The sequence below is a fragment of the Streptomyces sp. NPDC001549 genome, assembly GCF_042894025.1.
GTDB lineage: Bacteria > Actinomycetota > Actinomycetes > Streptomycetales > Streptomycetaceae > Streptomyces > Streptomyces kutzneri.
Map to the genome: position 1 here is coordinate 1 of NZ_JBIAVJ010000035.1, position 19146 is coordinate 19146.

At 73.2% G+C, this 19146-nt stretch carries 14 protein-coding genes; 8 read left to right on the top strand and 6 right to left on the bottom strand.

Annotated elements, in window-relative coordinates:
* Positions 1–186 precede the first annotated feature (186 nt).
* Positions 187–636, bottom strand: a complete 450-nt coding sequence (locus tag ACFY04_RS38240; RefSeq protein ID WP_314253893.1) for a DUF3499 domain-containing protein — start codon at positions 634–636, stop codon at positions 187–189.
* Between the two features lie 15 nt (positions 637–651).
* On the opposite strand from ACFY04_RS38240, the gene ACFY04_RS38245 reads away from it, so the two are divergent.
* Complete coding sequence (locus ACFY04_RS38245) at positions 652–1131, top strand: metallopeptidase family protein (RefSeq protein ID WP_373037078.1); 480 nt, start codon at positions 652–654, stop codon at positions 1129–1131.
* Between the two features lie 52 nt (positions 1132–1183).
* On the opposite strand, the gene ACFY04_RS38250 is transcribed toward ACFY04_RS38245, so the two are convergent.
* From ACFY04_RS38250 to ACFY04_RS38260, 3 genes are all read right to left on the bottom strand, one after another.
* Entirely contained in the window at positions 1184–2668 is a 1485-nt protein-coding gene (locus ACFY04_RS38250; protein WP_389124581.1) for a DUF5719 family protein, read from the bottom strand.
* Positions 2665–6336, bottom strand: coding sequence for a glycosyltransferase family 2 protein (locus ACFY04_RS38255; RefSeq protein WP_389124584.1), 3672 nt, complete (start codon positions 6334–6336; stop codon positions 2665–2667). Before ACFY04_RS38255 ends, ACFY04_RS38250 begins: the two co-directional genes overlap by 4 nt.
* Before the next feature lie 298 nt (positions 6337–6634).
* Positions 6635–6898 (bottom strand): WhiB family transcriptional regulator, encoded by a 264-nt coding sequence (locus ACFY04_RS38260; RefSeq protein ID WP_003983763.1) that lies wholly within the window; start codon positions 6896–6898, stop codon positions 6635–6637.
* Positions 6899–7530: 632 nt separating this feature from the next.
* Here ACFY04_RS38260 and ACFY04_RS38265 point away from each other — a divergent pair.
* The 3 genes from ACFY04_RS38265 to ACFY04_RS38275 all read left to right on the top strand — a co-directional run bounded on the left by ACFY04_RS38265 (position 7531) and on the right by ACFY04_RS38275 (position 10407).
* The gene (locus ACFY04_RS38265) at positions 7531–8079 is read left to right on the top strand and encodes a cysteine dioxygenase (protein ID WP_389124587.1); all 549 of its coding nucleotides are present in this window, start codon (positions 7531–7533) and stop codon (positions 8077–8079) included.
* A 73-nt stretch (positions 8080–8152) separates the two neighbouring features.
* Complete coding sequence (cofD, locus tag ACFY04_RS38270) at positions 8153–9112, top strand: 2-phospho-L-lactate transferase (RefSeq protein ID WP_301370592.1); 960 nt, start codon at positions 8153–8155, stop codon at positions 9110–9112.
* Positions 9109–10407 carry a coenzyme F420-0:L-glutamate ligase gene (locus ACFY04_RS38275; RefSeq protein ID WP_389124589.1) on the top strand — a complete coding sequence of 433 codons (1299 nt, stop codon included), beginning with the start codon at positions 9109–9111 and terminating at the stop codon, positions 10405–10407. The genes cofD and ACFY04_RS38275 overlap by 4 nt, the downstream gene beginning before the upstream one ends.
* 91 nt (positions 10408–10498) lie before the next feature.
* On the opposite strand, the gene ACFY04_RS38280 is transcribed toward ACFY04_RS38275, so the two are convergent.
* Positions 10499–11497, bottom strand: coding sequence for a DNA-3-methyladenine glycosylase family protein (locus tag ACFY04_RS38280; protein ID WP_389124592.1), 999 nt, complete (start codon positions 11495–11497; stop codon positions 10499–10501).
* A gap of 135 nt (positions 11498–11632) precedes the next feature.
* Positions 11633–13021 carry a peptidoglycan recognition protein gene (locus ACFY04_RS38285; RefSeq protein ID WP_389124594.1) on the bottom strand — a complete coding sequence of 463 codons (1389 nt, stop codon included), beginning with the start codon at positions 13019–13021 and terminating at the stop codon, positions 11633–11635.
* Positions 13022–13160: 139 nt separating this feature from the next.
* On the opposite strand from ACFY04_RS38285, the gene ACFY04_RS38290 reads away from it, so the two are divergent.
* The 4 genes from ACFY04_RS38290 to ACFY04_RS38305 all read left to right on the top strand — a co-directional run bounded on the left by ACFY04_RS38290 (position 13161) and on the right by ACFY04_RS38305 (position 19049).
* Positions 13161–13910 carry a TIGR03089 family protein gene (locus ACFY04_RS38290; protein WP_389124597.1) on the top strand — a complete coding sequence of 250 codons (750 nt, stop codon included), beginning with the start codon at positions 13161–13163 and terminating at the stop codon, positions 13908–13910.
* Positions 13911–14095: 185 nt separating this feature from the next.
* Complete coding sequence (locus ACFY04_RS38295; protein WP_389124600.1) at positions 14096–15322, top strand: LCP family protein; 1227 nt, start codon at positions 14096–14098, stop codon at positions 15320–15322.
* Positions 15323–15543: 221 nt separating this feature from the next.
* Positions 15544–17274: an LCP family protein gene (locus tag ACFY04_RS38300; RefSeq protein ID WP_389124603.1), complete on the top strand. Its 1731-nt coding sequence runs from the start codon at positions 15544–15546 to the stop codon at positions 17272–17274.
* 59 nt (positions 17275–17333) lie between these two features.
* A complete protein-coding gene (locus ACFY04_RS38305) occupies positions 17334–19049 on the top strand; it encodes an LCP family protein (protein ID WP_389124606.1) in 1716 nt (571 codons plus the stop codon).
* Positions 19050–19146: the final 97 nt, after the last annotated feature.

Consider the following 19146-nt stretch of genomic DNA (forward strand, 5'->3'; position numbering starts at 1 on the left):
TCCACGAACGCGGCACCGAACAACCCGGCCAGGGACTCGTCCCACTCGTCCGGCACGACGCCACGCACGTCATACGCCTTGACGATGTTCGAAAGATCTGCGGCCACTGCCTGCCCTCCTGAAGGTCCTGTGCGGTTCAGCAAAACCTACCCTGAACCAGGAACAGCTCTTCAGGCCACCGGAGCGTCAGGAATCGGGCGATCTCAGGACGCGCAGGTGTCCACGACGGGTCTCTCCGGTGGACGGGCCGCCCTGGCCGGGGCCGCCGGCCTCGGCCGTGCGCCCCGGCGGGCGGGCGGCTTCGCGGACGGCGTTGGCGAGGGCTTCGAGATCGTCGCCGCTGGGGCGGGACGGCCCGGAGCCGTCGGACAGGCGCACGACGTCCCAGCCCCGTGGGGCGGTCAGGCGCTCCGAGTGCTCGGCGCACAGGTCGTAGCAGTGGGGTTCGGCGTAGGTGGCGAGCGGGCCGAGAACTGCGGTCGAATCGGCGTAGACGTACGTCAGTGTCGCGACGGCAGGGCGGCCGCACGCGGTGCGCGAACAGCGACGTACAAGGCTCACGACGTTGGACGGTACCGCACTCTTGACCGGGCCGCGACGACTCCACCGCCGCTCACTCCCCCGTGTCGTGCTCAGAGCTACCCTGCGGGGGTGACCGACACCCCTCTTCCTCCCTGCCCCGCCGAGCCCCCCACGGGGACCCGAGCCGAGCCGCGCCCGCGTCGGCGGGACCGGCACGGGCGGGGGATGCGCGGTCCGGTGGCCCCTCCTCAGGTGCCGCTGTCGGCAAGCCGGTCGGAGCTGTTCGGAGACCTCGTCCGGGATTCCGTGGAGCGGCTGGAGCGGCGCTGGCCTCAGCTGGGCGAGGTGGAGTTCCTGATCGGTGACGTGCCCGGGCCGCCGGGCGGTCCGGACGGCGGCTGGAACGACGAGGCGGTGCCGCTGGGCGCGGTGTCGGAGTCCCGCGAGGGGCGGCCCGCCCGGATCGTGGTCTTCCGGCGGCCGGTGGAGATCCGTACGAAGACGCGGGACGAGAAGGCGATGCTGGTCCACGAGATCGTGGTGGAGCAGGTGGCGGAGCTGCTGGGGCTCTCGCCGGAGACGGTGGACCCCCGGTACGGCCAGGACTGAGGCTGTCCTGGCCGTACCGGGGGCGCCCCGTCATCGGGTCGTCATCGGGTCGTCATCGGGTCAGGACGGAGAGGTCCTGGGCGGCCTTGGGGACCGAGACCGTGGAGTGGTCGTCCGAGAAGCCCTGGATGGTGAACATCGCGATGCCCTCGTGCGGGAGGGACAGGGTGCGGGCCGCGTGGACCGGGCCGCCCGAGAGGGTCTCGACGGTGAGGGCGTAGGAGCCCTTGCCGCCCGCCGGGGCCAGGGAGAGCGTCTGCGTGGTGCCCGCCTTGACGGTGACCTCCTGGGAGGCCGCCTCTCCGCCGCCGGTGCCCGGCGAGGCGGTGACCTTGACCTTCGCGTCGGCTCCCGGGGCCGTCAGGGCCAGCAGGGTGGTGTTCTCCTCGGGCCGGTTGTCGGCCACGGTCGCCCGTGCTCCGACCGGCCCGGTGGCGGGGATGAAGCCGATCTCCTGCTTGGCGCCGCTGCCGCGGACCACCCGTACCGCCGCGACGACCGGGGCGGACTTCTTGGGGTCGGACGGCGTCAGCAGCAGCGAGCCGGGCTCGCCGCGGGTCAGGTCCTTGAGGTCGACGGCCGCCGTCATACCGGCCTTGACGTGCAGCTGCTCGTTGCCCGCCGGGCTGATCGAGCCGCCGGGTGCGGCCAGGCGCACCTTCAGGTCCGCGTCCTCCTCGCCCGGTACGAAGACGACCAGCCGCACGGAGGCGGCGTCGGCCGGGATGCCCGGCAGGACGAGCGAGCCCGCCGGGTCGGCGGAGGCCGGCAGCCAGTCGGCGCCCGCCGCCTCCTCGCCGACCTGCACCGATGCGCCCACCCGGCCCGCGCGGGTGGTCACGTGGGCGGTGGCGTCCGCGAGCTGGGCGCCCGGGACCAGGGTGGACAGCAGGACGGTTTTGGTGGACTTGGGGTCGACCCGGATGCTCTCGCTGGTGCCGGCGTCGGGCTTGGCCGGACCGTCCGGGCCGAAGATCTTGATGTCGACGATGGCCGCGGCGTCGTCGGGGTTGGTGAGGTGGACGTAGTCCTCGCGCCCCTTGGCCGTGCTCACCGCGGGGAACCAGAAGTCGGTGCCGGGTGCGGTGCAGCCGACGCCGAGCACGCCGCGGGTCCGGCCGACCGAGACCTTGGTGGTCAGCTGCGCGGTCCAGCCGGGGGCGAGGATCCCGTCGGCGCTGCCGGTGAGGGCGGGGGCGTCGGCGCCGCTGGCGGTGGCCCCGACGGGCTTGCCCGCCTCCTTGGGTTCCAGCACCGGCTTGGCGTCCTTGGTCGCGCCGAGCAGCCGGGCCGAGCCCTTGCCCTCGCGTGCGGGCGCGCCGGGGGTGAAGGCCGTGTACGTGGTCTCGGCGATGTCCGAGGAGCTGGGCCCCGGGCACACCAGCAGGGACCGCTCCACCGGCATCCGGGAGGCGGACGCCGCCTTGCCGTCGGCCGCCTTCCCGTCGGCGGCGGGTGCGGTGAGGGCGGCGACGCCGGTGATGGCGGCAAGGGCCGCGGTCACCGCCGCCAGCGTCAGGGGTGCGCGCTGCTTCACTGCTGGGGGCTCCCGTCCGGACGCGGGTCGTGCGGTGCGTGGGGGTGGTGGGGGTCGTACGGCTGGTACGGCTCGTACGGGTAGGTGTACTGCTGCTGGTCCGGGTCCTGGACCGGCCGGTGCTGGGGCTGGGGCGGGTACGGGTCCTCGTAGACCTGACCGCCCTGACCGCCCTGGCCGTTCTGGCCGTTCTGGCCGTCCTGCTGGTCGTACTGCGGATACGGGTCGTACGGGGCCTGCTGCTGCGGCTCGTACGCGTAGCCGCCCTGGTCGCCGTACGCCTGGTACGCGTAGCTGTCGTCGCCGTACGCCGGCTGTGCCGGGATCTGCGCGTACGGGTCGGCGACGGCCGCGGTCTCCACCGGTACGGGGGCCGGTTCGGCCTCGGCGCGCAGCCGGCGGGCGCGGCGGCCCTCGCCGGCCTCGCCCGGGGCGGGCCGGTCCGGGAGCGCGGCCTCCTCGTCCGGCAGGTCGTCGTCGAGTTCCGCGCGGCGGCCGGGCAGGGCCATCACCAGCAGGACCAGGGCGAGGAGGCCCTGGACCCAGTACCAGGCGGTCTGCAGCAGGGAGTCCTCGTGGACGAGGTCGAGGCGGCCGCCGTCGGCGGGCAGTTCGAAGCCCTGCGCCCAGCCGTCGAGGGTCTTGGGCTTGAGGGGCTTGCCGTCGAGGGTGGCCTGCCAGCCTTCGTCGGCCCGGTCGGCGATGCGCAGGACGCGGCCCGCGTCACCGGCGGGGATCTTGCTGTGGGCCTCGACGGGTCCGGCGGCGACCGGGATCGGTGCCTCGCCCTGCTTGCCGGAGACGATGACCGCGCGCGGCAGCCAGGGTTCGACGCCCCACAGGGCGGTGCCGTCCTGCTGGTGGCGACGGCTGAGGCCCGGGGTGGCGTCGAGGACGCGGCGGATCTCCTCGGGGCCGCCGGGGCGGAACATCACGAAGCGGATGGCGAAGGCGCTGAGCTGGCTGGACTGGTCGGCGCCGGAGCCGGCGACGAGGTTGGAGACGACCTTGTCGAGGCGGGCGTCGCCGCCGGTGCGGGCGGTGACCTCCGCGTCGCCGATGCGGCCGCCGGAGCCGCGGACGAGGCTGTAGGAGACGGTGGCGGGCGGGTCCAGGTCGAGGATCAGGGTGCGGGTCTGGTTGTCGTCGCCGCCCGCGTCCGCGACGAAGGCCGGGACCTGTACGGGGTCGCGGCGCTGCAGCGGGCCGTCGGCGCCGGCGAGCATCCAGGTGGCGGCGGCGACCAGCGGGCCCAGGGCGGCGGCCAGGGCGATGAGCGCGGCCAGCGGCTGGCGCCAGCCGAAGCTGCGGGCGGCGACGCGTTCCCTGGCTCCGTCGGCGCCGAGCGCGGCGGCCGTGAGCAGGGCGAGGCCGTAGACGAGGGTGGCGGGTCCGGCCCAGGCGGTGCGGTTGAGGACGACGGCGAGGAGCAGTCCGGCCAGGGCGGCGGCCCAGGCGGTGCGGACGGCGAAGGCGCGGTCGGTGCGCAGCAGGGCGGCCAGGGCGGCGAGGACGATGCCGGCGAGGACCGGTCCGGCGCCGGTGCCGGGGCCGCCGGGGCTGATGGCGAGCAGGCCGAGGGCGTCGGCGGAGCCGGCTCCGAAGGGCAGTCCGGCCTCGTGCAGGAGGCGGCCGGGGTGGGTGAGCAGGCCCAGCGACCAGGGGGCGAGCACGACGAGCGGGACGGCGAGGGTGGCGAGCAGCCGCAGGCCGTACGCCTTCCAGTGCGCGCGGCGCAGGACCAGCGCGCCGATCCCGAGGACGGCGGCCAGCGGCCATACGACGGGGGTGAAGGCGGTGGTGAGGGTGAGCAGCAGCGTGTACGTCCACACCGCGCGCCGGCCGCCCCGCCGGTCGGTGGCTTCCGCGCCGTCGGCGAGGTCGAAGGCGGCGACGGCGGAGCGGGCGAGGAGGGGGAGCACGACGGCGAGGACGGCGGTGCCGAGGCGGCCGCCGGCGAGGGCTCCGGTCACGGCCGGGAGGAAGGCGTAGGCGATGGCCGCCCAGGCGCGCAGCAGGCGGGATTCGACGAGCGGCCGGGAGGCGAAGTAGGCGGTGAGGCCGGCGAGCGGCACGGATCCGGCGAGCAGCAGGGTCAGGGCGGCCTGGGTGGAGCCGAACAGCAGGGTGGCGAGGGTGCCGAGGACGGCCAGGTAGGGCGGCGCGGAGACGGTGGAGCCGGTGCCGACGGCGTGCCAGCCGTCGGTGTAGGCGGCCCAGAGTTCGGAGCCGCTGCCGGGGGCGGGCAGCAGGGCGCCGCCCATGAGGGAGCCGCCGCCGATCAGGGCGCGGCAGGCGGCGAGGGAGACGACGGCCAGGAGGGCGAGGAGGAGGGGCGCGGGGTTGCGGGCGAGCCGCTTGAGGCGGGCGAAGCGCTCGGTCTCCACCAGGTAGTCGCCGTCCTCGCGGGGGGCGTCGAGGACGCTGCCTCCGCCGTGCCGGCCCGCGGGGGCGGCGGCGCTATCGCGGTCGCTGCCGAAGTAGCCAGCGAGCTGTTCCGCGTTGGCCCGCAGGGAGGCTCCCGGCGGGGGGAAGAGCGGGCGCAGTTCGGCGGCGGGGACGGCGGGGCGGCGGCGGGCCTTGCGGGCGGCGAGGAGCCGGCCGGGGCGGAGGAGGGTGGCGAGCAGCCCGGTGAGTTCGTCGACGGCCTGGCCGGGGGCCTTGCCGATGAGGTAGGCGAGGGTGCGCAGCACGGTGCCGAGCAGGACGCGCAGCAGGACGTACGGCAGGGCGCGGCCGGAGCTGTTGGCGAGGATCGTGTAGACGGCGCCGGCCTTGTCGACGCGGTGCGGGCCGGCCGTGGTGCGGCCGGCGCAGTCGACGGTGCGGCGTTCGCGGGCGGCGGCCTCGGCGTGCCGCAGGACGGCGTCGGGGGCGACGAGGACGGTGTGGCCGGCGCTCTGGGCGCGCCAGCACAGGTCGACGTCGTCGCGCATGAGGGGCAGGCGCCGGTCGAAGCCGCCGAGCTCGTCGTAGACGTCTCGGCGGACCAGCATGCCCGCGGTGGAGACGGACAGGACGGGGCGGACCTGGTCGTGCTGGCCCTGGTCCTGTTCCCGGCGGTCGAGGCCGGTCCAGCGGCGGCCGCTGCGGGCGATGGTGACGCCGACTTCCAGGAGCTGCTTCTTGTCGTACCAGCCGCGCAGTTTGGGGCCGATGACGGCGGCGTCGGGGTTTTCCTCGGCGACGCGGAGCAGTTCGGTGAGGGCGTCGGGTTCGGGGGCGCTGTCGTCGTGCAGGAGCCAGAGCCACTGGACGGGTTCGCCGTGGGGGAGGTCGGGCAGGTCGTACGTGTCGTCGCGCCAGGTGCGGCTGACAGGGTCCCAGCCGCTGGGGCGCTTGAGGTACGGGAGGTCCTCGGGGGTCAGGGTGCCCGCGGAGCGTGCGGCTTCGTCGACCGCGGTGCCGAAGCCGGTGCGGCGGGCGAGGTGCAGGACGCGGTCGTCGCCGAGGGCTTCGGTGAGCAGGCGCGCGGATTCGTCGGCGCTGCCGGTGTCGGCGGCGATGTGGTTCTGCGCGGGGCGTTCCTGGCCGAGGAGGCCGGAGAGTGTCCGGGGCAGCCAGCGGGCGCCGTCATGGGCGACGAGGACCGCGGTGACGACGTGCCGGGGGAACTCGGGTGTGGCTGGGGCCTGGTAGGAGGCCGTCGACTGGCTGTGCAGGGACATCGCGGTACGGGCCCTCCGGCCGGGGGTCCGGGGGTGGTGTGCCCTCGGAGGCTGCTGGACAGCGCCCCACCCTAACGGCTGCCACGACAGCGGTCCGCCTCCTGCGGGGAAGGTGCAGGAGGCGGACCGTGTGCCGTGCTGTGTGTCGCGCTTGTCGTCCCGTTCGGCGCTCTGTCCGTCATGCGTCGAAGTGCGCTCTGTGGTGCGTTCCGTGGTGCGTGCTGCGGTGCGTTCCGTGGTGCGTTCGATATGTCGTGCGATGTGCGGTAGGTGCCTGACCGGTGGTGCGCCGGCCGTTTCAGACCGCTGCCTTTTTCAGGCGGCGGCGTTCCCGCTCGGACAGACCGCCCCAGATGCCGAATCGCTCGTCGTTGGCGAGGGCGTACTCAAGGCATTCGGAGCGGACTTCGCAGGCGAGGCAGACCTTCTTGGCCTCGCGGGTGGAGCCGCCCTTCTCGGGAAAGAAGGACTCGGGGTCGGTCTGGGCGCACAGTGCGCGCTCCTGCCACCCGAGCTCTTCGTCCGCCTCCTCGACCAGCAGTTCCTGAAACAGCTCGGTCATGTGCGCCCCTCGCTCTGTCTGTGCGTCCCCGTGACGATGCCGTCACTGATTGCTACGTAACGACACGAGTGAAATTACAAGTGCGTGGCTCCGGGGCAGTCAAGCCGAGATCTGCTATTGGGCCCCTTATTCACTCTGCGGAACCAAGCCTATGCAGAAAGTGTTCATATCGCCAAAAATCGTGACACATGCCACCGGTGCCACAGGATGCCGCCTTTACCCGTATTCCACGTGCCACCTCCGGGAGGGGTTGCGGTCCGACCGGAGAAGCGGCGCAGATCACATTCAGGTCACGGAAGTCGGGATCGGGTTTGAGCGCCGACACAGCGCCACATCCCCTGCCGCACAGTGCACAAACCTTTCTCCGGGCACGGTAACCGGATGAGGTGAAACTTTTGCACCAAACCGGACATTGGGTTGACAGTCCGGCCCCCGAGCCGTTCTCCTTGTTTGCATGTCAGCGCCCGCAGCCACCACCACCCGGACCCCCATTCGTGGGTTCCTGTGCGCTGCCCAGGTTCGCTGTTGCTGTTGCAGCTGTTGATGCCCGCGGAGCCCCGGCTCCTCAGAGCTCCGGCCCGCCCCTGCAGCAACCGCCAGCACGACTGACATCCGTCGAGGTACCCCCCACGATGAACAGCACGAACAGCGCCACCCCCACCGCTTCCGCCTCCTCCGCCGCTCCCGCGACGGTCGAGAGCGACCTCCAGATCGCCGGCGACATCCTCGCCGTCCAGCACCTCCTCCAGCCCGCCCGTGAACACCCGGCCACCGTCGCCGAGTTCGCCGGGCTCGCCCGCTCCATCGCCGAGGACCGCGCCTCCTGGGAGCACCTCGTCGAGTACGACGCCACCACCCGCTGGTACCACCGGCTGCGCACCGGCCCCGGTTACGAGGTCTGGCTGCTCAGCTGGGTCCCCGGCCAGGGCAGCGGCCGCCACGACCACGGCGCCTCCTCCGGCGTCATGACCGTCCTGGAGGGCGAGCTCACCGAGCACACCCCCCGCGGCCGCAGCACCCACCGCCCCGGCACCCAGCGCGTCTTCGCCCCCGGCTACGCCCACGAGGTCGTCAACGACACCCTCGACGGCGCGGTCAGCCTGCACGTCTACTTCCCCGGCCTGACCGAGATGCCGATGCACAGCTGCTCCCCGGCCGAGTCCGCGGCCGTACCGGCCTGACCTCGATCGGACCGACCCCGATCGGCCTGACCTCCACCCCTCGACGACAGCCTCCGGCTGACAGACTGTCTGCATGCGCATTGTTGTTCTGGCCGGCGGTATAGGCGGCGCCCGGTTCCTGTCCGGACTCAAGTCGGCGGTGCCCGACGCGGACATCACGGTCATCGGCAACACCGGTGACGACATTCACCTCTTCGGGCTCAAGGTCTGCCCCGACCTGGACACGGTGATGTACACCCTCGGCGGTGGCATCAACGAGGACCAGGGCTGGGGCCGCTCCGACGAGTCCTTCACCGTCAAGGAGGAACTCGCGGCGTACGGGGTCGGACCCACCTGGTTCGGCCTCGGCGACCGCGACTTCGCCACTCACATCGTGCGTACGCAGATGCTCGGCGCGGGCTACCCGCTGAGCGCCGTCACCGAGGCCCTCTGCGACCGCTGGCAGCCCGGCGTACGACTCCTGCCCATGTCCGACGACCGGGTCGAGACCCACGTCGCGATCACCGAGGCCGGCACCGGGGAACGCCGCGTCATCCACTTCCAGGAGTACTGGGTCCGGCTGCGCGCCTCGGTGGACGCGGAGGCGGTCGTACCCGTCGGGGCCGAGCAGGCCAAGCCCGCCCCCGGTGTGCTGGAGGCCATCGCCGCCGCCGACGTGATCATCTTCCCGCCGTCCAACCCCGTGGTCTCGGTCGGCACGATCCTCGCCGTTCCCGGCATCCGGGACGCCGTGGCCTCCGCCGGGGCGCCCGTCGTGGGCCTCTCCCCCATCGTCGGGGGCGCGCCCGTGCGCGGGATGGCCGACAAGGTGCTCGCCGCGGTGGGCGTCGAGTCCACCGCCGCCGCGGTCGCCCTGCACTACGGAACAGGGCTGCTGGACGGCTGGCTCGTGGACACCTCGGACGCGGACGCCGTCGCGGAGGTCGAGGCCGCCGGGATCACCTGCCGCGCGGTGCCGCTGATGATGACCGACGTGGAGGCCACCGCGGAGATGGCCCGCGCCGCACTGGAGCTGGCGGAGGCCTCCCGGTGACGGGGGTGCCCGCGTACGAGGTGCGGGCGGTCGACGGCATCCCCGAGGTCAGGCCGGGCGACGACCTGGCGAAGCTGATCACGACGGCCGCCCCCGACCTGCGCGACGGGGACGTCCTGCTGGTCACCTCGAAGATCGTTTCCAAGGCCGAGGGCCGCATCGTGGAGGCCGACTCGCGCGAGGCCGCGATCGACGCCGAGACCGTACGGGTCGTCGCGCGCCGGGGTCCGCTGCGGATCGTCGAGAACCGGCAGGGCCTGGTGATGGCCGCGGCCGGCGTGGACGCCTCCAACACCGCCCCCGGCACCGTGCTGCTGCTGCCCGAGGACCCGGACGCCTCGGCGGCCGCGATCCGCGCCGGGGTGCGCGACACCCTGTCCGTGGACGTGGGCGTGGTCGTGACGGACACCTTCGGGCGGCCGTGGCGCACCGGACTGACGGACGTGGCGATCGGCTCGGCCGGTGTACGGGTCCTGGACGACCTGCGCGGCGGCACGGACGCGCACGGCAATCCGCTGAGCTCGACGCTGGTGGCGACCGCGGACGAGCTGGCCGCCGCCGGTGACCTGGTCAAGGGCAAGGCCGCGGGGCTGCCGGTGGCTGTCGTGCGCGGGCTGGCCCACGTACTGGGCGAGGGCTCCTCGGCCCGGGACCTGGTGCGCTCGCCGGCCGACGACATGTTCCGGCTGGGGACCTCGGAAGCCGTACGGGAAGCCGTGACGCAGCGCCGTACGGTACGGGCCTTCACCGCGGAGCCGGTGGACCCGGGCGCGGTGCGGCGGGCGGTGGCGGCGGCCGTGACGGCCCCGGCCCCGCACCACACGACGCCGTGGCGGTTCGTCCTGCTGGAGTCCGAGGCCTCACGGGTGCGGCTGCTGGACGCGATGCGGGACGCGTGGGTCGCGGACCTGCGGGCGGACGGCAAGTCCGAGGAGTCCGTGGCGAAGCGGGTGCGGCGCGGGGACGTGCTGCGGGCCGCCCCCTACCTGGTGGTGCCGTGTCTGGTGACGGACGGCGCGCACCACTACGGGCACGCCCGGCGGGACACGGCGGAGCGGGAGATGTTCGTGGTCGCGATGGGCGCGGGCGTCCAGAACCTGCTCGTCGCGCTGGCCGGGGAGCGGCTGGGGTCGGCGTGGGTGTCCTCGACGATGTTCTGCCGGGACGTGGTGCGGGAGGTACTGGAGCTGCCGCAGGACTGGGACCCGATGGGAACGGTGGCGGTGGGACACCCGGCGGCGGTTCCGGCGGACCGGCCGGGGCGCTCCGCGGCGGACTTCATCCAGGTGCGGTGACGCCTGCGGCGAGCCCGGCGGACCGGCGGGCCACTCCTGCCCTGCCGGGCGGGCCCTGGTCCGGCGGGGCGGGGGCGCCCGACGACAGGACTCAGAAGCGGCCGATGTCGCCGCGCGGCATGCGGGGCGCGCGGCGGGGCGGGGTGTGGCCCGCGAGGAGGATGAGGCGGGCCGCGCGGTGGCGCTGGCCGGCGTACGGGGCGAGGAGCTCCAGCATGGCGTCGTCGTCGGCGTCGCGGTCGCCCGCGAGGGCGTAGCCGACGATGCCGGGCAGGTGGAGGTCGCCGGTGGTGATCGCGTCGGGGTGGCCGTTGCTGCGCTGGAGGGTTTCGGCGGAGGTCCACGGGCCGATGCCGGGAACGGCCTCCAGCCTTCGTACGGCCTCGGGCAGGTCCATCGCGGCCGCCTCCTCCAGGCGGTTCGCCACGCGGGCCGCCCGCACGATGGTGGCCGAGCGCTTGGCGTCGACCCCGGCCTTGTGCCAGTCCCAGGACGGGATCATGGCCCAGGTGCGCGGCGCGGGCATGACGTACAGGTCCGGGCCGGCCGGGCCCGGGGCGGGCTCGCCGTACTGCCGGACCAGGCGGCGCCAGGAGCGGTAGGCCTCGTCGGCGGTGACCTTCTGCTCCAGGACCGTGGGGATCAGGGATTCGAGGACCAGGCCGGTTCGGGTGAGGCGCAGGCCGGGACGGCGGCGGTGGCTGGCGTGCACGAGGCGGTGGCGGGGCACGAAGACGGCGGGATCGTCGCCCGCGCCGAGGAGTGCGGGCAGCTGTTCGAGGAACCAGTCGGCGCCGGGGCCCCAGGCCTCGGCGTGCACCTCCTCGCCCGCGCGGGACACGCGGAGGGTGGCCGGGCCCCGCGGGGTGCGGCCGGTGCGCCAGACCGAGCCGTCGGGGGTGGTGCGGAAGGTGGGGTCGGCGGGGCCGCGGCGGAGCGGGCCGAGGATGAGCCCGAGGTCGAACGGGCCGCCGGGGGTCCAGCGGCGTTCCTCGGCCCCGGAGCCGGCGGGGCTGCCCCGGCCCGCGGGGACGTCGGTGCGGCCGCCGCGGACCGCGGCGCGGGTGAGGGGATCGAAGCGGCCGGCCATGCCCCGAGCGTAGCCCTGCCCGGCCCGCGTCCCCCCGGGGCGCCGTAGGGGGTGCGGGGCGAAGCGCCCTAGGGAGTGCGGGGCGGAGCCCCGGCGACGGCGCCGCACGCCACGGGCCCCGCAGACCGCCGGAGGCTACGGGCGGCCCTGGAGCTTGGCCGAGGCCTTGCGGGTGGCGCCCAGCTTGCCGTAGAGCTTCGCGCCCGGGCACTGGGTGGCGAAGCCGTCCCGGTGGCCTGAGATGACGTTCATCGACACGTTCTTGCCCTTGGGGTAGCGGTTGCCTCCGCCCGACTTGAGGGTGGTCTTCGCGCGCGGGTCCCGGCCGAAGAGGCCGAGCTTCCATGCAGTGAGGCGGGCGACCGCGTCGACCGCCACCGCGGGCGGGGCCGAGGAGGTGAAGGTGCCCAGCACGGCGACGCCCATGCTGTTGGTGTTGAAGCCCATCGTGTGCGCGCCGAGGACCGCCTTGGAGACTCCGCCCGCGCGGCCCTCGTAGACGGTGCCGCACTTGTCGACGGCGAAGTTGTAGCCGAAGTCCCGCCAGCCGCTGCTGATCACGTGGTAGCGGTACAGGCTGCGCAGGACCGCGGGGGCGTCCTTGCAGGCGTAGTTGTTGCCGGAGGCGCTGTGGTGGACGAAGGCCGCCTTGACCGTGCTCGTGTAGACGAAGCCCGACTCGCGCAGGCCCTCGTCCGCGCCCCAGCCCTTGCGGGTGACGATCCGCGGGCGCGGACCGATGTACGGGGCGGCCGCTGCGGTCAGCTCGCCGTCGCTCGCGAAGATCGCGTCGGCGGTGGAGTCGGCCTTGTCGAGTGCGGTGATCTCATTCGCGCCGAGCGAGGCGTGCGGGACGTTCGCGGCGGAGGACTCCGCCGTCTCCATCGTCATGGCCGGCACCGCCACCTCGCCCTTGCCGTCGCCGTCGGGGCCGGTGTTCTTGCCGTCGGAGCCCGCTGCGGGGGTCTCCGCGCCCGGGTCGACGAGCTCGATCCGCATGCCCGTGGGCAGCCGGGAGGGGGCGCGGGTGGCCGGGGCGCCGGATTCGGCCCGGACGCGGACCTCCACGGCGTCGGACTCGCCCACCCACAGCGGGGCGGTGGCGCCACGGATCCTGCCCGAGCCGCGTTCCGCCGCGTCGGGGTCGGCGGCGTGCTCGCCGTTGTGCGTCTCGACGTCCTGCCAGTCCGACCAGGTCGCGGTCCGGGTGGAGCGGGTCCGTACCTGGACCCGGCCGTGCAGTTCGGTGGCCGCGTCGTCCCAGACCACACCGACCAGCGAGAACGTCTTGACCTCGCGTGCGGTCAGGCCCTGCGTCTCGGGGCGGCCCGGGGAGGCGCTCATTCCGGGGACTCCGGGCGCCCGCGTCGCCGAGGGTCCCAGCGGGACGAGAGGCAGGGATTGGGTGGACCCGGCGGGGGTTGCGGGGGCGGTCTCGGCCAGGGCAGGGGTGGGGAGCGCGAGGGGCAGGGCCAGTACGGCGGCCGTCGCGACGCCGATCGAGGAAGCAAGGAATCCACGCATGAAAAGGATGGTGAGCACGCGGATCGCCCGGCGCCATCCGAGAACTGACGCTCCGTCCGGCCCGCCGCGCGTACCCCTCCCCCGTACGGAGGAGCCGACGGCCCCCGTACGGGGGACGGGCCCGCGTACGCTGTGCCGGGTGAACGCCACTGACCGCACCCCTGCCGACCTGCTGCGATCCGCGCTCGCCGCCGATCCGGGCCGCCCGCTCGTCACCTTCTACGACGATGCCACCGGCGAGCGCGTCGAATTGTCCGTCGCGACCTTCGCCAATTGGGTGGCCAAGACCGCCAATCTGCTCCAGGGCGACCTGGGGGCCGAGCCCGGGGACCGGCTCGCGCTGATGCTCCCGGCGCACTGGCAGAGCGCGGTGTGGCTGCTCGCCTGCGCCTCCGTCGGGGTCGTCGCCGAGGTCGGCGGGGATCCGGCGGACGCGGATCTCGTCGTCAGCGGGCCGGACACCCTGGAGGGGGCCCTGGCGTGCGGCGGTGAGCGGGTGGCGCTCGCGCTGCGGCCGCTGGGCGGACGGTTCCCGCAGCCGCCGGCCGGGTTCGCCGACTACGCGGTGGAGGTGCCGGGGCAGGGCGACCGCTTCGCGCCCTTCGTGCCGGTGGATCCCGAGGGCCCGGCGCTGGTCGTCGGCGGCGAGGAGCTCACGCACACGGCGCTGGTGGCCCGCGCCCGCGAGGACGCGGCGAAGCTCGGCCTCGATGAGGGCTCGCGGGTGCTGACCGGGCTCGGCTACGACACCTGGGACGGGCTCTCGGCCGGGCTCTACGCCGCGCTGGCCGCGGGCGGGTCCGTGGTGCTGTGCCGGAACCTGGACCGGCTCCCGGCGGACGGGCTGGCTCAGCGCAGCGAGAGCGAGCGCGTCACCCACACCGTCTGATCGCCGCCCGGAGGCCTGTCACTCACACTGGTGAGAGGCAGGTACGGGCGATTTGTCACCCGCATGGTCCTAGACAAGCCCCCGCCCCCGGGCTGCTCCGGCGCCCCGGGGGCAGCATCGGCAGTGGCCGTGCTCACCCGTACGGCCGACGGCCCGCAGTCGTAGCGGCGAGGGGACGGACGCCAGTGACGGACAGCGCAGGCATACCGGGCGGCACCGACGCGTCCGGGGGCGCGGGGCGGCCCCCGCGCACCCGCGGGCGCCGGCGCCGCCTGCTGCGCTGGATCGGCCTGGGGGCGGTCTTCCTGGTCCTGGCGGGTACGGCCACCGGCTGGTGGCTCTACAACAAGCTCGACGGGAACATCACCGAGGACACCTCGGCCGCGGCCGAGCTGCGGCGCTACGAGCGCGAGCGCCCCGCGCACCTGGCCACCGGGGCCCAGAACATCCTGCTGATCGGCTCGGACTCGCGCTCCGGCAAGGACAACGCCAAGTACGGACAGGACGGGGGCACCCAGCGCTCGGACACCACGATCCTGCTGCACCTGCCGCAGGACCGCCGGAGCGCGACCGCGGTGTCCATACCCCGGGACCTGATGACGGACATCCCCTCCTGCCGGCAGGTGGACGGGAGCCGCACCGCCGAACGGTTCGCGCAGTTCAACTGGGCGTTCCAGTGGGGCGGCGCCGCCTGCACGATCCGTACGGTGGAGAAGCTGACCGGGATCCGTGTGGACCATCACATGGTGATCGACTTCGGTGGGTTCAAGAAGATGGTCAACGCCATCGGCGGGGTGGAAGTGTGCCTGAAGGAGCCGGTGAACGACGCCGAGGCGAAGCTGCGGCTCGCCGCCGGGCGCCAGACCCTGCGGGGCGAGCAGGCCCTGGGCTACGTCCGCGCCCGCCACAGCCTGGGCAACGGCAGTGACACCGAACGGATGGACCGGCAGCAGCAGTTCCTCGGTTCGCTCGTCAAGAAGGTGCAGAGCAACGGGGTGCTGCTGAATCCGGCGCGGCTGTACCCGCTGCTGGACGCGGCGACCTCCTCGGTGACCACGGACCCGGGACTGGCCTCGCTGCGCGGCCTGTACGAACTGGTGCGGGGCATGCGGGACATCCCGACCGATCAGGTCAAGTTCCTGACGGTGCCTCGCAAGCCGTACGCACCCGACCCGAACCGGGACGAGCTGGTCGAGCCCGACGCGGAGCGGCTGTTCCAGCAGCTGCGGATGGACAAGCCGGTCACCGTCGCCCCGCCGAAGCCCACGCCGAGCGCGGCTGCGGCCGAGGCCGCGGGGACGGGCACGGAGGCCGGTTCGGACACCGACTCCACCGACGAGGGAACCGTCACACCTCAGGTACCCGTCCCCACTTTCACCGGAACCACTGCGGGTAACGCCGACTGCCGGTAAAGCAATCCCAAAAGCCGGTGCCCGAACCGAGTGGGATGGGTGGTTCACCCCGTTATAAGGGGAGTGGAATTTGTCACCAGCATGGTTTGCAGCCGAACAGGGCGGATAGGGTGAGCGATCCGGTGCCCGGCCGGACCAGAGGCGGGCACCAGCAGCCGGATCGTTGACCGTGCGCCTGGGGGAGGCGCGTCGCGAGGCACCGACGGAGGATTCGAGCAACCGTGGATGCGCAAAGCCGTGGGCGGGCGGACGAGATCGACCCCGCAGACCAGTGGGTACTCAATCCCCGCACCGGCAACTACGAACTGCGACTGGCCGACTCCGCCGCGCAAGCGCGGCCCAAGGTCAGCGCACCCCGCAGATCACCGTCTGCTCCTTCAGCCCCCACCACTCCCGCCCCCGGTGTGCCGAAGCCGCGGCGTGGCGACCCGCCGCCCGGCGGCCGGCGCGGCGGACGCTCCCGCAAGCTCGGCGGCGGAGGCCGTAAGAAGGCGCTGGTCATCACCGGCGGCACGCTGGCGTTCCTGCTGGTCGGCGGTTCCGTGGCGGGATACCTCTACTACAACCACCTGAACGGCAACCTCAGCGTCACCGACGTGGCGGGCGCGGGCACCGGCGGTTTCAAGAAGGACCAGCCGATCAACATCCTGGTCATCGGAACCGACAAGCGCACCGGCGCGGGCAACGAGAGCTACGGGGACAAGGACAGCGTCGGCCACGCCGACACCACGATCCTGTTCCACGTCTCGAAGGACCGGACCAACGCGACCGCGCTGTCCATCCCCCGCGACCTGATCACCAACATCCCGGCCTGCCCGACGAAACAGCCGGACGGATCGACGAAGACGATCGCACCCACCAAGGGCACCCGGTTCAACACCAGCCTGGGCCAGGAGGGCCGCGACGCGGGCTGCACCATGCGAACGGTCAAGGAACTCACCGGCATCGAGGTCGACCACTTCATGATGGCCGACTTCAACGCCGTCAAGACGCTGAGCACGGCGGTCGGCGGAGTGCCGGTGTGCCTGGCCAAGCCCGTCAACGACGAGGAGGGTTCCCACCTCAAGCTGGACGCCGGCGAACACCGCCTGGCGGGCGAACAGGCCCTCGCCTTCGTCCGCACCCGGCACGGCTTCGGCAACAACAGCGACCTCGACCGGATCAGGATCCAGCAGCAGTTCCTGGGTTCGATGATGCGTGAGATGAAGTCGAAGGAGACGCTGACCAGCCCCAAGAAGTTCCTCTCCCTCGCGGAGGCCGCCACCAAGTCGCTGGGCGTGGACTCGGGGATCGGGTCCATCGGCAAACTCACCGATCTGGCGGGCGAGTTGAAGGGCATCGACACGAAGAACATCACCTTCACCACCCTCCCGGTGCTCGACAACCCGGCCGAACCTGAGGGCAAGAAGGCGACCGTCGTCGTCGATCACACCCTGGCCGATCCGCTGCTGCAGATGATCCGGGGGGACGTCTCGCTCACGGAGGTCGAGAAGAAGGAACAGGCCGCCAAGGAGGCGTCCGACGCGGATGCGAAGGCCAAGCAGGACGCCCTGCTCCAGGGCAACCGCGCGGCCGCGGCGGACGTACGGGTGAGCGTCTACAACGGCGGCGGCCCCAAGGGCTCCGCCTCCACCACGCTGAACTGGCTGCAGACCAGCAAGGGCGTGACCAAGTCCAGCAACGTCGGCAACGCGCCCGCGAAGGTCGGCGCCACGCAGCTGGAGTACGCCCCCAACCAGGCCGACCAGGCCCGGGCGCTGGCGGACATCATGGGCCTGCCCGCGACCGCGCTGAAGGTGGGGACGGCGGACGCCCCGGCGAAGACCCCGATGAAGCTGACGCTGGGTCCGGACTTCCAGCAGCCGGGCGCCCCGCTGGCGGCCCCGGTGCCCCAGCAGCTGCCCGAGGACGTGCAGCAGGCGCAGGCCGACAAGGCGATCTGCGCCAAGTAGCAGGAATCGGCCGGTGACACCGGCACTCCGTTGACCAAGAAGGACCTTGAGGGGGACGTGTGAGGCGCAGCAGCGTGCGAGGGGAGGGGGCGAACGCCCAGGCCGCCGGGGAGATATCCGGCGGCGGGGCGGGCGCGTCCGGCACGGTGCCCCCACCGCGGGGCGGCTCCGGTACGGCTCGCCCGGCGGGCGGCGGCCCTGCCCGCAGACAGGGCCGGCGGCGCGTGCTGCGCTGGACGGCTTCCGTACTGTCCCTGCTGATACTCGGGACGTCGGCCGCCGGATACCTGTACTACCGCCATCTGAACGGCAGCATCCATACGGACGAGCTGAACCTCGGCGAGACCAAGCTGGGCGGCTCCAAGCCCAACGCCTTCGGGCAGACCCCGCTGAACATCCTGCTGATCGGCTCCGACGCGCGCGACGACGAGGCCAACCAGTCCCTCGGCGGGGCCACGGAAACCTTCGGCGGCCCGCCGCTGGCGGACGTGCAGATGCTGCTGCACCTGTCCGCGGACCGCAGCAACATGTCGGTGGTCTCGATGCCGCGCGACACGATCCTGATGATGCCCAAGTGCACCGAGCCGGGCGGCAAGGTGCACCCCGCCAGCAAGGGCCTCGTACAGACCAACGAGTCCCTGCAGCGCGGCGGTCCGGGCTGCACGGTCGCCACCTGGCAGGAGCTGACCAAGATCCCCGTCGATCACTTCATGATGATCGACTTCAAGGGTGTGGTCTCGATGGCGGACGCCATCGGCGGCGTTCCGGTCTGCGTCGAGGAGAACGTCCACTCCCGCAACCGCGAGGGCAAGGGCTCCGGCCTGAAGCTGGAGAAGGGGACGACCACCATCCAGGGCGAGCAGGCCCTGCAGTGGCTGCGCACCCGCTACGGGTTCGAGGACGGCACGGACATCGGCCGCACCCACGCCCAGCACCAGTACATGACGTCGATGGCCCGCGAGTTCCGCAAGAACGCCAAGCTCAGCAACCCGGTGAAGCTCAACAGCCTGGCGCAGGCGGCGATCGATGCCATGGTCGTGGACACCGGCCTGAACAAGATCGACAAGCTGTACGACCTGAGCATGGAGCTCAAGAAGGTGCCCCCGGGCCGGATCACCATGACCACCATGCCGTGGGTGTACAGCACCAAGCCCGGCATGGACGGCCGGGTCGAGCCCATGGCGGGCGAGGCCGAGGCCGTGTTCCGGATGATCCGCGAGGACATCGCGCTCGACGGCAAGGGCTCCGGGACCCCGGAGGGCGGCGCGTCCCCCTCACCGGGCGCCTCCGCTTCCCCGGGCACACCGGGCACCCCGAGCACGGCTCCCAGTACGGCCCCGACCACGGCCCCGGCCGCGGCTCCCGCGAAGATCGCGGTCACCGTCCGCAACGCCACGAGCGGCAAGGACGGCGCCGAGACCCGGGTCAAGAACCGGGCGAACGACGTGGCCGCGGTGCTGACCGGCAAGGGCTTCACGAAGGCCGCCGCCGATACGCAGACCGGCGCCGAGGACACCACGGTCGTCCGCTACGCCACGGACGCCCAGGCGGCCGACGCGGGTGCCGTGGCCACCGCCCTGGGCCTGCCCGCCACCTCGGTGCAGAAGTCCGAGGAGGTCCCCGGGATCACCCTGTTCGTCGGCAAGGACTGGCGGACCGGCAACGCGCCGACCCCGCCGCCGCCCGCCCCGACCGTGGCCCCGACCTCGGCCCACGCGCTCAACGGCGACAACGAGGGTGCCTGCATGGCGGTCCAGCCGGGCTTCACCTGGTAGCACGCACGCGAAAGGGGCCCGGCCCCGGGGGGGGGGGGGGGGGGCGGCCCCCGCCCCCCCCCCCCCGGGGGGAGGAAGACCCAGGGCGGGGAGCCGG